Below are 12,913 nucleotides of genomic sequence, written 5' to 3'. Positions count from 1 at the left end.
CAGGCGGTGTGCGTTCAGCGTCCAACGCCGACATAGGTTTCAAAGCCGGATTTCAGCGCCTGTGACTTTGAATAGATATTGCGCAGATCCACCATTCGGGCAGAGTTCATGGAACCGGCCAGCTGGGTCAGGTTCAACGCGCGGAACTCGTTCCACTCTGTCAGCAACACCACAACGTCAGCCCCTTGAACCGCTGCATAGGGATCGTCGCACCATTCGACTCCGGGCAATAATGCATCGCCTTCCGCTTTGCCCTGCGGATCGACGACGCGCACTTTGGCCCCTCCGCCGATCAAAGCGGGAATAATGGACAGTGATGGCGCGTCGCGCATGTCATCCGTGTTGGGTTTGAAAGTGACACCCAGAACCGCCACCGTCTTGCCGTTAAGGCGGTCGTCGCAGGCGTCGCGGATTTTTTCGATCATCCGCTTCTTGACCTCGTCATTCACCCGAATGACGGTTTCCGTGATCTGCATCGGATATGCATGATCCTGCCCGATCCGCGCCAGCGCGGCGGTATCCTTCGGAAAACAGGACCCACCATAGCCCGGCCCCGCGTGCAGGAATTTGTTGCCAATTCGTCCGTCCAGACCGATGCCGCGGGAAACTTCCTTGACATCCGCACCGACCTTTTCACACAGGCCTGCGATTTCATTAATGAAAGTGATCTTGGTCGCCAGAAACGCGTTGGCGGCGTATTTGATCATCTCGGCGCTTTCCAGATCGGTGGTCAGGATCGGGAAGTCACGCAGATAAAGCGGTCGGTAAATCTCGGCCATCACTTCGGCGGCGCGATCGTTTTCCACACCCACCACGACGCGATCGGGGCGCATGAAGTCATCGATTGCGGCGCCTTCGCGCAGAAATTCAGGGTTCGAGGCCACGTCGAATTCGGCTGCGGGGTTGGCGGCCGCAACGACCTCCTGAACTTTTCTGTTTGTTCCCACCGGCACGGTCGATTTGGTGACAATGACCGTGTAACCGGTAACCGCTTGGGCGATCTCTTCCGCCGCCGCCATCACATAGGTCAAATCCGCGTGGCCGTCTCCTCGTCGGGTCGGAGTTCCGACCGCGATGAAAACCGCATCGGCGCCATCAACTGCTGTTTTCAGATCGGTTGAAAAACTCAGGCGACCAGCAGCAACGTTTTTTGCCATCAGCACATCCAGGCCCGGTTCATAGATCGGCACTTCTCCGGCCTTGAGCATGTCGATCTTTTGCTCAGCCTTGTCGACGCAAATCACGTCATGACCAAAGTCCGAAAAGCATACACCGGACACTAAGCCAACATAACCGGTGCCGATCATTGCAATACGCATCCAAAAATCCTTCTTACCAATTACCACGGACGGCGTGGGCACAATCAAAGAAACTGACGCCGGTTTCAATGGCCGTCAGCAGTTGTGTGGTGCATCCCATAGATTCTTGCGGATATTGAGGCAATAAGAACGCAGACGGTGCAAAGCCCTTCGAAACCGCGACCATGTCCGTTTTGTTTAGCGGAGCCGGGGATCAGGAAGACCGGTTGGTGTTGAAATTCGGTTGAACAGAGGGTGTTGTTGATGGCTGGAATAGCTCCTGCCTTAAGTATTGATGAGACGCGGGGGTGATCGCGCGTTCTCGCCACCAACAAGACGGCGTAAGGGATAAAAGGGGCCGCGTGACATGGCCCGGCAAATGACAGGTCGATCAGCTGTCCATTTCAGCGGCGGCTTGCAACAGCCAATTCTGAAACAGCCGGACCGGTGGCGAAACGGGTTTTTCCTTGAGACGCATGAAATAGGTCCAGGGGCTGTTCAGATCAAACCGGAAAGGCTCGATCAGCAGCCCCCGCTCGACATAGGACCGGGCCAGCGACCGGGGCAGGGCGACGCATCCCAGTGACTTGGCGGCCATTTCCATCGCCAGATTCGAGACATTTGTCCGCAACCCGCCCTTCTGGCTCAGATCGGACAATCCGAAATGCCGCGCCGCGTGCTCCCAATAGGAGGGGCGGCCCAGGATATGGATCAGCGGTGCATTCTGCAATTGCTTGGGGTCGGTCAGTGGCTCGCCATCGACCAGAAAGTCGGGCGCACAGACCAAGGCCAGTTTTTCGACCCACAAACGATGGGCGTCGGGCAACACATCGTCGACATGATTGATCGTCAGCGAGATGTCCGAAACATTTGGTTCGACATCAGCCCAGACAGTGCCGTGAACCGTCAGATCAATATCGGGATGCACCGCGTTGAAACCACGGATCACATCTGGCAACCAGTTCTCGGCCAGACTGACCGGGCAAGATACCACCACTTTGCGGGTATGCGACCGCACGATGACCGATTGCGTGGCAGCGTTGATTTCCTGGAGGGCATGGCGCACTGACGGCAGATAGGCCTCACCCACATCCGTCAGCGACAGCGACCGGGGATGGCGCACGAATAGGGGGCGCTGCAAAAACTCTTCCAACGAGCGGACATGATTGCTGACGGCAGATTGGGTGCAGTTCAACTCTTCGGCTGCAGCGGTAAAGCTCAGGTGCCGTGCCGCTGCTTCGAACGAACGCAGAAAGGTCAGGTGTGGAAGATTCATCATGACGGATGTTTCTCAGGCAAGGCACGTTGCAAAGAACTAATAAGCCCAGGGCTTGCTGTCTTGCCCATGAGCGACTCACACGTATGGTTCTGCCTCGAAACGCGATCTGGTCCTAGTCACAAATAATCCGGGGCCATTGCCCCATGATTGTTTTCGTGCCGCTATGCGCAAATTCACATAGGCTTTTTCTTGTATCCGGAACCCGAAAGAAAAACCTCGACTGGACACCGTGACAGATACCTTTCAGACCGTTGCAGATTTTGCGCTGAAGCATGCCGCGCAGGATTTTCCCGCCACCGCACGCAAGGCAGCGGCGTTGATGCTGCTGGATACGCTGGGGATCACCATAGGATCGGGGCCGATGCAGGCCGGACAGATTGCGCGCGAGAGTGCGGTAGCGCTGTTTGGCGCGGGCGATCCGGGGCTGAGCGCGCGCATGCTTTTCGACGGTCGTCGCGTCAGCGTCGCGGGTGCGGCCTATGCAGCGGCCACACAGACCGACAATTTGGACGGACATGATGGATACAATCCGACCAAAGGCCACATCGGGGTTGTCGTCGTTCCCGCACTGGCGGCACTGGCTGAAACCGTTCAAGATTTTTCAGGCCTCGAAGCGCTGGCGGCGGTGATCGTTGGATACGAGGTCGCGGGACGCGCGGGCATTTCTTTGCATGACACCGTCAGCGATTATCACACATCCGGAGCTTGGAACGCGATTGGCGTGGTGGCCGTGGCGGCGCGTTTGCGCGGTTTGAAGGCCGAACAGATGCGGCAGGCCATGGGGATCGCCGAATACCATGGCCCGCGCAGCCAGATGATGCGCGAGATCGCCAATCCCACCATGCTGCATGACGGTTCGGGCTGGGGCGCTTTGGTTGGCATTTCTTCAGCGGTATTGGCCGAGAAAGGCTTTACCGGGGCACCGGCCATCACCATCGAAGCGGCAGACGTTGCCCCCCATTGGCAAGATCTGGGCGATTTCTGGCAAATGGAGCATCAATATGTCAAACCCTACCCGATCTGCCGTTGGGCCCACGCCGCAATTGATGCCACCCGTGCACTCATGCGTGAAAACGACCTGACTCACCGGGATGTTGCCGCGATTCATGTAAACACGTTTCGGGAAAGCGCCTGCCTTTTCAGGGGCATGCCGGATGATACGTCCAAGGCGCAGTATTCGCTGCCATTTGCCGTCGCGACAATGGTTGCGCATGGCCGGATCGGGGTCGAGAACATCACCGGCGCGGGCCTGGCCGACCCGCTGGTCGCCTCGATCGTCGAGCGTATCTCGGTTGCAGAGGCCGCACGCCATTCTGACCGTTTCCCCGAAAGCCGGTTCGCCGATGTCAGCATCACCCTGACCGACGGGCGGATACTCGAGTCGGGCGACGTACATGCACGCGGCGGACCCGAGGCACCAATGGATGAGACAGAAGTGATCGACAAATTCATGGAATTTGCGACACCATCACTGGGTGCATCCCGTGCTGCCGCAATTCGTGACGCGGTTCTGGGGCTGGGCGCGCCAGGTTCGAAGTTCTCAGACCTTGGCGCGTTGATCTACGCCCCCGCCGACCAGACGTAAAATCTGCCGAAGCTGCCGTATATACGCATTCCGACCGGCACATCCGCACCCTTGATCCTGATGACGGCGCGGCGACGGTCTTGCCGCCTGCTGCAAAGGTTGATTTGGAGCTGGGAACAAGTCTGGGTGATCCAAGACCGGTTCGAGGTGAGTTTGCTCCCTTACACTGTCGCCCTGCGCCCTGATCCGGTCAGAGCAGGTCGAACAATCGCCCCGGCAGCGCGTCGTGACGCGGTAGGTTCAGAGCCCGCATAAGGCAGAACATCATCGCCTGATTTGAGGTGACGACCGGCTTGCCCAGCGTTGCTTCAATTCGGTCGATCGCCTCGACCGAACGCATGTCGGTGCAGCTGAGAATTATGGCCTGTGCCTGCGGGTGATCGGCCTGACAGGCCAGTTCATAAACCTCGTCCGGGGTCAGCTCTCCCTGACCGTAATTGCCCAGCTTTCGGCCAACATCGGTGCATCGAACGGTCTCGATTCCGTTCTGGGCCATGAAATCCATCGCCTGAACGTTTATTTCGCCCAGATAGGGCGAGGAAAAGCCGACCTTTGTGGCCCCCAGTGCCTTGATTGCGGCGATTAATGATCCGGCCGCGGTCAGCGACAGCGCACCGGATTCCGATTTGATCTGTTGCGCCAGCTCAGCGTCGAAAGACGGCCCATGGGTCAGGGTGGCCGAGGTGCAGCCGTACAGCACCACATCGGGCCGCACCCCCGAGATCATCCGCAGATCGTGGCTGATATCCGAAGCACCCAAACCTGCCATTTGATCCGAGCCGGGAATTTCATCCACGTCATAGCCGCCCATGCGCTGGAAATGGATGGTGGTGTTTGGCGGTCGCAGCATCTCCATATCCGGTTCCAGATTGGTGTTGGTGAAGGGCACCAGAACACCGATCTTGGCGGCTGTGCGGGTCTCGGTCATGTCAGCGCTCCTTTCAGGATGTCGCGGGCCTTGTCCATCACCTGGGGCGCACAGATCGTGGCGCGCAAACAGTCCGACAAACCATAGCCGCCCATGCCGCGCATCATCAGGCCCTCCGCCCGCAGGGCCGAGTCGGCGCGCTGTGCTTGCGCGGTCGAGGCAAAGCGGATCAGCACGAAATTGGTGTGGCTTTCCGGCACGCTCAGGCCCAGTTCGCGGCATTCCTGCGCAAACCGGTCCCGAATCTCGGCTGTCCGTGCGACCACGTTGCGCATATAGGCCTGATCGCGCATCGCCGCCGCGGCCGCTGCCTGCGAGGCAATCGAGATATTGTTGGGATTCAAAAGCTTGCGGACCTCGCCCGAGATTTCGCTTGGGAAATAGCCCCAGCCGGCTCGCGCCCCAGCCAGCCCGTAGGCCTTGGAACATGTACGCGTGATCACGGTGTCGCCCCGATCCACCAGCGCAAAGATTTCCGCAGGATCGTTCGTGGCATCGGCAAATTCCGCATAGGCTTGATCCACCACCAGCAGTGTATCGCCAGGCAAATCCGATCGCAGGCGGACAATTTCGTCATTCGGGATCAGCGTGCCGGTGGGGTTGCCCGGATTGCAGACGAACACGATGCGGGTGGCAGGTGTGACAGCGGCCAGAAGCGCGTCCACCGATACGGTCAAATTGACCTCGGGCGCTGCCACATATTCGGCCTGTGCCTGAGCTGTCGCCGAGGCGACAAAGGCATAGCCATATTGTGTGCCCAGCACCTGATCGCCCGGCCCGGCAAAGGCGCGGATCAGACAGCCAATCAGTTCCATCGAGCCCGCCCCACATAAAATGCGCGCGGGGACGAGCCCGTGCACCTCGGCAATGGCCGAGCGCATTTCGGCCCATTCCGGATCGGGATAAAGGGCCAGATCCGCCAGCGCTGCCTGCCCGGCCGCAACGGCGGCGGGGCTTGCGGGAAAGGCGCTTTCGTTCTGCGCCAGTGAAACCGTGTCTGCGCCGTTCGGATCAGCCAGCGCATAAGCGGCCATGGCGCCAATGTAAGGAACCGGTCGGATCATGCGTCACCCGCGTAAATCCTGGCGCCTTGCGCAGTTACCAACCCGCGTTTGATGTCCAGCGCCAACGCATCCGGGTCGCGTTCGGCAGGGTCGCCAAATCCACCGCCGCCCGGTGTATCGAAGATCAGATAATCACCGTGTTCCACCCGCAATTCTCCTTTGCCCGGAATATCGTTTGCGCCGTCCCTGAAACGGATGCGACCGGGCGCGCCGGGTCTGCCGCCCATACGGCCAAGCGCCGGGTATTTCAGCCGTTCGACCGAAAGGAAAACGATAAAGGGAGCACCGTTGGACGAGGTCATCTCGATCCGCTGCCCCAGCCCGCCGCGATACTTGCCCGCGCCGCCGGAATCTGGGCGCAGTTCGCGCCGCCAGATCGTCACGGGTGCGACGCTTTCGGTGATCTCGACCTGACTGCCGAACACCCCGGACGGATAGGCCGTGGCCGACAGTCCATCGGCATGAGGTCGCGCGCCGGTTCCGCCATTGTGTACGGGTTCCACCGCGAATTCGCGACCGCCATCACGAGCCACTTCGGGCGCGTGGCGCATGGGCAGGTCGAACATGCAACTTGCACCTTCGGCCGGGACCGCATCGGGCAGGGCCTGATGCAGGCAGCCCAGAACCAGATCGGGCGTGACCTGACCCAGGGTATGCCGCATCGCAACCGGCACCGGGCGCTGCGCGTTCAGGATGCAGCCCTTTGGCCCGTCAACGGTAAACGGCTCCAGCGATCCCGCATTGTTGGGAATGTCCGCGCCGACAATGCAACGCAAGGCAAACACCGTATAGGCGGTGGCATAGTTCAGCGGCACGTTGATGCCCTTGCGCGAACAGCCCGAAGTGCCCGAGAAATCCACATGCATGCCGTCCTTCCTTACGGTCAGGGTGGCGTGCAGTTCCAGCTCATTCTCATAGCCGTCCATCTTCAGAACATTCTTGTAGACACCTTCGGGTACGTCGGCGATGGCCTCCAGCGTGCCGCGGCGCGACGTGTCGATGATGTACGAGCCGAGCGTCCCTAGATCGTCGAGGCCAAATTCCTCCATCATCGACAGCAGCCTTGCAACCCCGGCTTCGCAGCAGGCGATCAGTGCATAGATGTCGCCATCGTTGGCGACGGGTTCGCGGCTGTTGGCGCGGATGATGTCCAGCAGCAAATCGTTGGGGGTGCCCTGCTCAACCAGCTTGCAGGGCGGGATCAGCAGGCCCTCGTCATAGATGTCGGAACCTTCGGGGCCCATGCCCAACCCACCCAGATCAACGAGATGCGACGTGCAGGAGGTAAAGCCCACCACCTTGCCATCCTTGAATGCGGGCATCATCAGCAGAAAATCGTTCAGGTGCCCCGAGGCAAGCCATGGGTCGTTCGTCATGTAGATGTCGCCCGGCTTCATGGACTGAACCGGGAAAGCCCGGCGCAGGTGCTGCACCGCCTCGGCCATGGTGTTGATGTGCCCCGGCGTGCCGGTCACGGCTTGCGCCAGCATCCGGCCATCGGCGTCAAATATCCCGGCAGAGATGTCGCCGCATTCGCGTACGATCGGGCTGAAGGCGGCGCGGATCAGGGTTTGACCCTGTTCTTCGACCACGGCCAGCAGACGATTCCACATCACCTGCAATCGGGCGGGCGAAAGATCGTGTGAAAGATCGGACGACATCATGCGCCTCCTTTCTGGTCCCGAACGAGGACGAGGTTTCCAATGGCATCCACATGGGCCGAGAAGTCGGCGGACACGAGCGTGGTTGTCTGCGGCTCGGTGATCAATGCGGGGCCGTGAAGGTGGTCGCCGGGCTTCAGATCCGCTCGGGCAACGAAGGCCGCTGGTTTCGACACTCCGTCCACGTCACAGGTGATCGAACGGGTTTCCGGCGCCGAGATTGTCTTCAACCGGGGCGTTTCAGGAACCGCCGGCACGACACTGTCACAGGTCGCGACACGTACCGCCCAATTGAGAATCTCGATCTGCATCCCCGGCACCGGGCGCGAGAATTGCTTGCGGTATTCCTGTTCGAATGCAGCGGTCAGCGGCACGATATCTTCGGCGGTCAGGGGGCGGTCGGGAAGGGTGATCTCGATCTCGTGCCCTTGTCCGTTGTAGCGCATGAAGGCAGTGCGCAGCGTCTGGGTCGGGACATCGCCGGCCCCTTGGAAGACGACCTCTCTAGCCTCGGAAATCATGGCTTCGAACAGCGTGTTGATCCCGTTCAGGTCCATGCTGCCCAGCGACGAATAGCGCGAGCGGACGATCTCGAAAGACACCGGAGCGAACAGGAAGCCGACGGCCGATCCGACACCGGGATCGGGCGGGATCACGATGCGGCTGACCCCGGCGGATCGCGCGACCCGGCTGGCGTGCAATGGCCCGTTTCCCCCAAACGCTATCATTGTTCGTGGGCCAAGGTCCTTGCCGGATTCCACCGCATGCATCCGACCCGCGCTGGCCATGCTTTCGTCGACGATACGGCTGACGCCATCGGCGGCGCCTACGGCATCCAGATCCAGCTTTGACCCGATCACCCGGCTCAGCGCCCGTTTCGAAGCTTCGGGATCAAGCTGAATATGCCCCTCGGCAAACGTGTCGGGTACGATATATCCCAGTGCAATATCACTGTCAGTCACCGTGGGTTCGGTTCCGCCGCGCATGAAGGCGACGGGGCCGGGCTCGGATCCGGCTGATTTTGGCCCTACGGTCAACCGTCCTAGCCGGTCAACCCCGGCAATCGAACCGCCTCCGGCGCCGATCTCGATCATTTCGATGACCGGTATTCGTACCGGCATTCCGGACCCTTTGATAAACCGAGCGGCGCGGGCAATTTCGAACTGGCGCGAGGTCTGGGGACGGGCGTTGTCGATCAGGCATAGTTTGGCGGTGGTACCGCCGACGTCAAAGGACAGAACCTGATCCAGACCGGCGTGGGCGGCGACGCGGGCAGCCAGAATGGCACCACCGGCAGGGCCGGATTCCACCAGCCGGATCGGAAACCGCGCGGCGGTTCGCATGGTGCACATTCCACCACCCGCTGTCATCATCAGGATCGGACAGGTGACGCCCTGGGCCTCGAATTGCCGGACAAACCGGGCCAGATACGTTGCCATCAGAGGCTGGATATAGGCGTTGGCGACGGTCGTGCACAGCCGGTCGAATTCGCGCGCTTCGGGGCTGACGTCCGACGAAATCGAGACGGTCAGATCGGGGCGCCTGTCCGCCAGCGTATCGCGCAGCCTGCGCTCGTGCTCGGGGTTTGCATATGCGTGCATCAGGCAGATGGCGATGGCTTCCGCTCCGCTGGCGTCGATATCCTTCAACAACGCGTCGATGGCTGTGCCTTCCAGCGAAATCAACACCTTGCCATCCGCCGAAACGCGCTCGCGGACCGTCAGCGCGCGCTCACGCGGCACCAGCAGATCAGGTTTCTCCAGATTGATGTCATATTGCGAATAGCGTCGCTCGTAGGCGATTTCCAGAATGTCCCTGAACCCTTCGGTGGTCACGGTTGCCACGACCGCGCCGCGTTTTTCGATCAGCGCGTTGGTGGCCAGCGTGGTGCCGTGAATGAAACCGGTGACTTCGCTCAGACGGTGCCCTGTCTGTTGCATCACGCGCGTTGCGCCTTGCATGGCTCCGTCGGCGGGGTTGTGATGCGTGGTCAGGGTTTTGGTCGAGGCAAGTATCGTCTCTTCGCCAGAGACAAGAACCGTATCCGTGAACGTGCCGCCAATATCGATGGCCAGGCGCAGCGCTTGAGTTGTCATGAGGTTATCCGAAAAATCCGTAATCACAGCGTGATGCATATGGGCCAGAGGCCCTGAGATCAGGCTGGGATCACAAGGTCACAGCCGGTGGCACGGCGGTCCATGGGATTTGGAAAACAACTCTTCATACGTAGGTATTCTTGTTCACACCAGCATAGCGCAACAAGCCGGAAAGCGACAAAAATGCCTGCAAACGACAAAATTCGTCACGCCTGGCCGATTGCGGGGCTTGCAGTTGAGGGTCTTGACCCCTCGCACATCACCTGTGGTCGTCTATTTTGTGTGACCCAGCCGATGCAGATGTGTGGTTCGCAAGGGTGATCCTCTGCAAGACCCATTCGAACCACATGCCGTCACTCTGAGATAGGCGGGAGAAAGATCTGCAAGCGACCGCAGGGCAAACTCTGCCTCTTGAACGGCCACGATTGAACGGGAAGGGATGGTTTCTGGGGCAGCCATGCGACTGCCCCGTTGCCGATCAGGCCTGCTGAGCGGGTGAATCGTCATCGATGAGGTCGGGCTCGTCCGGCACGATGATGCGATGCTCAAGATCCTCTTTGGGGGCGAACACCGGGTAGACGTACAGAAACGCACCGATGATCAGATAGCCGATGGTTATCCCGTCGAACTGAGGCATCTGTAGCGTGTAGGAATGGATGATGCCGATCGAAGACATCAGCCCACCTGCGACAGCAAACGCGCCGGCCATCCGGAAGCGCCCGTCAATCACATCGGCCACGATGGCACCCCAGACCAGACCGGTGATGATCGCCCCCTGGCTCAGGGCAAGGTGCCCCTCGTAATGAGCCCCTTCCATCAGAAGGGCCGAGGTCAGATCAGGATCTCCCAAGGATGGCAGCCCTTCGACACCGCTGCTGCGCAGCGCGTTCATCAACGATCCCCATTTGACCATCAGGAAGGCCGAGATATGGGGCAGGATCGCGAAGGATACCGCAGCCATGTGCATCGGTTTCACAGCCCAGGCCGTGTTGGTGATCAGGCTGACTGATACAAAGACCAGTACCGGTGCGGCTGCGGCGATCGGGATCAGCCCCGCGAGGAAGGACAGGAACCCCAGAAAGGCGGCGGCGGCAATTACAACGGCCACACCGACAATATACCCCGCATGGGCATCCAGCCGTTTATAGGCCGGATGGCCGATGTAGACGGTTGTCGGGAATGGCGAACCAAACAGAGCACCCAGCATCGTGCCTGCGCCGTCCGTCACCTGGCAGAGCCCGACAGGGTAATGGTCGCCTGCCGCTTCGGCGGATTCCACGTTGTTCATCGTTTCGATGAAATTGTAGATCTGCACGGGGATCAGCACCAGGAACAGCTCAGGGTTGGCGAACAGGTATTGCACACCGGCGATCAGGTCACCGAAATACGGGATCGGCGGGTAGAACCCGATGCCGCTGACATCAATTTTGGACTCGCCAAGCAGAAGGGCGATCACGGTACCGGCAGCAATCGCGACAAGGCCGGCCGGAACATTGCCCGGCAGGCGGAAACGGCCGATCAAACCCCAGAGGATGAACAGCAGCGACGTAAAGCCGATGATGGGGTTCTCGAACACTTCGGCCAGCGGCACAGAGCCGATGAAGACCAGGGCAATGCCGCACAGCGTCCCCAGCATCCCCGCACGTGGCGTGATCCGCTTGAGATACGGTCCAACCACGGCGCCCAGAGCCGCGACGATGCCGCCCATGAACCCGGCGCCGATGCCTACTTGCCAGGCTAGCATTGGATCATTTGTCGCCCAATAGATGGGTCCGATCACCCCGAACAGGTAGACGAACATAACCGGCGTCGAGATGCCGTAGGGCAACGCGGTTACGTCTTTGCCCTGCGCGTTTGCCGCCCATTTGGCGAGGTAAGTGTAGACAGCGACACCGGCCAAAATCGCGATGGCAGCGCCGGGAACGATGCGGCCAAAGACGATGTCCGCAGGCATTTGAAACACGAATTGGCAGACCCCGGACAGGATCAGCAGGTTGACAAGGTTGTCGGTAAACAGCGCCCAGAAAGCGCTGAAATCGCTGCGGGTAAACAGCTTGTATTCATAGGTCCTCCCGTCCATGACGGTCTCCTCCTCTGATGTGACCGGTTTGGCCCGACAGGTGTCAGGCCGATCTCCCTTTCCGGTCGTGATGGTGGCCCCGCAGGGGTGCCTGGTTTGCCCCGGTCAGGGCGGTCGCGGCAGTTTCAGAGGTCAATTCAGCCATCACCTCGGCCGCCACGAAGGCGGCGATGACGCTGGGCCGCTTGTCGCGGCTACCGCTAGCCCCGATGGGGCATTTCAAATGTTCGATGGACTGTCCGTCACAGTGTTTCTGCGCCCAGTTCCTGAGCTTTATCCGCTTTGTGGCGGACCCGATCATCCCTACATAAGCGGCATCCTTTCGTTCCAGCGCGGCGGTCGTCAGCAGGAAATCCAGCCCGTGATCATGGGTCAGAACGACAAAGGCGCTGCCCGCAGGCGCACCCCAGATATCCGTCTCGGGGATCGCGCTGACGCGGGTTTCGACATTGGCTGTGCAAAGCTCGACCTCTTCGGGTCGGGTGTCGACGAGGATGCAGCGCACCGGCAGATGCTGAAACTGATTGGCCAAAGCGCGTCCCACGTGGCCCGCGCCCATGACATAGACGTGTGGCAAAGCCTCGTCGCGCTGGGTCGCGCGCTCTGTGGCGGCCCATTTGTCGGACGCACGCATGCGGGTCAGTTTCATCTCGACCCGCCCACCGCAGCACTGGCCGATTTCGGGGCCAAGCGGCACATCCAGATCCTGATGCAACACCCCGTCGCGCAGCATGTCGCGGGCGGCGTTGATGGCCATGAACTCCAATTGGCCACCACCGATGGTTCCCCACAGTGCCCTGGGTGCCACGAACATCTCGGTCCCTTCGTTGCGCGGCGACGACCCGCGCACGCGTGTCAGCGCAATGCAGATCACACTGTGCTGCGTGGACAGGAATTCGCTAAGGGAACCGGGGGCAGTCAT

9 protein-coding genes are annotated in these 12,913 nt (G+C 60.3%); 1 reads left to right on the top strand and 8 read right to left on the bottom strand.

Annotated features, from left to right (window positions below; translation table 11 throughout):
• Window positions 1-14 precede the first annotated feature (14 nt).
• Together ACR0FB_RS13300 and ACR0FB_RS13295 are read right to left on the bottom strand one after the other, a co-directional pair.
• Window positions 15-1,319, bottom strand: a complete 1,305-nt coding sequence (locus ACR0FB_RS13300) for a UDP-glucose dehydrogenase family protein (RefSeq protein ID WP_171636466.1) — start codon at window positions 1,317-1,319, stop codon at window positions 15-17.
• A gap of 370 nt (window positions 1,320-1,689) precedes the next feature.
• Complete coding sequence (locus ACR0FB_RS13295; RefSeq protein WP_480490963.1) at window positions 1,690-2,577, bottom strand: LysR substrate-binding domain-containing protein; 888 nt, start codon at window positions 2,575-2,577, stop codon at window positions 1,690-1,692.
• Between the two features lie 229 nt (window positions 2,578-2,806).
• Between ACR0FB_RS13295 and ACR0FB_RS13290 the strand changes: the two genes are divergently transcribed.
• A complete protein-coding gene (locus ACR0FB_RS13290; RefSeq protein WP_480621009.1) occupies window positions 2,807-4,162 on the top strand; it encodes an MmgE/PrpD family protein in 1,356 nt (451 codons plus the stop codon).
• Window positions 4,163-4,352: 190 nt separating this feature from the next.
• Here the strand turns inward: ACR0FB_RS13290 and ACR0FB_RS13285 are convergent, their stop codons facing one another.
• The 6 genes from ACR0FB_RS13285 to xdhC all read right to left on the bottom strand — a co-directional run bounded on the left by ACR0FB_RS13285 (window position 4,353) and on the right by xdhC (window position 12,913).
• Window positions 4,353-5,090 (bottom strand): maleate cis-trans isomerase family protein, encoded by a 738-nt coding sequence (locus ACR0FB_RS13285; RefSeq protein WP_171724597.1) that lies wholly within the window; start codon window positions 5,088-5,090, stop codon window positions 4,353-4,355.
• Entirely contained in the window at window positions 5,087-6,154 is a 1,068-nt protein-coding gene (locus ACR0FB_RS13280; RefSeq protein WP_480621011.1) for a pyridoxal phosphate-dependent aminotransferase, read from the bottom strand. Before ACR0FB_RS13280 ends, ACR0FB_RS13285 begins: the two co-directional genes overlap by 4 nt.
• Window positions 6,151-7,815: a hydantoinase B/oxoprolinase family protein gene (locus tag ACR0FB_RS13275; RefSeq protein ID WP_209835083.1), complete on the bottom strand. Its 1,665-nt coding sequence runs from the start codon at window positions 7,813-7,815 to the stop codon at window positions 6,151-6,153. The genes ACR0FB_RS13280 and ACR0FB_RS13275 overlap by 4 nt, the downstream gene beginning before the upstream one ends.
• Window positions 7,815-9,911 carry a hydantoinase/oxoprolinase family protein gene (locus ACR0FB_RS13270; protein WP_480621013.1) on the bottom strand — a complete coding sequence of 699 codons (2,097 nt, stop codon included), beginning with the start codon at window positions 9,909-9,911 and terminating at the stop codon, window positions 7,815-7,817. Before ACR0FB_RS13270 ends, ACR0FB_RS13275 begins: the two co-directional genes overlap by 1 nt.
• A gap of 478 nt (window positions 9,912-10,389) precedes the next feature.
• Window positions 10,390-11,991, bottom strand: coding sequence for a xanthine/uracil/vitamin C permease (locus tag ACR0FB_RS13265; RefSeq protein ID WP_480490973.1), 1,602 nt, complete (start codon window positions 11,989-11,991; stop codon window positions 10,390-10,392).
• A gap of 43 nt (window positions 11,992-12,034) precedes the next feature.
• Window positions 12,035-12,913: a xanthine dehydrogenase accessory protein XdhC gene (xdhC, locus tag ACR0FB_RS13260; RefSeq protein ID WP_480621015.1), complete on the bottom strand. Its 879-nt coding sequence runs from the start codon at window positions 12,911-12,913 to the stop codon at window positions 12,035-12,037.

The sequence above is a fragment of the Ruegeria sp. P10 genome (genome assembly GCF_056534925.1).
This window is presented reverse-complemented; position numbering and strand designations above follow the sequence as displayed.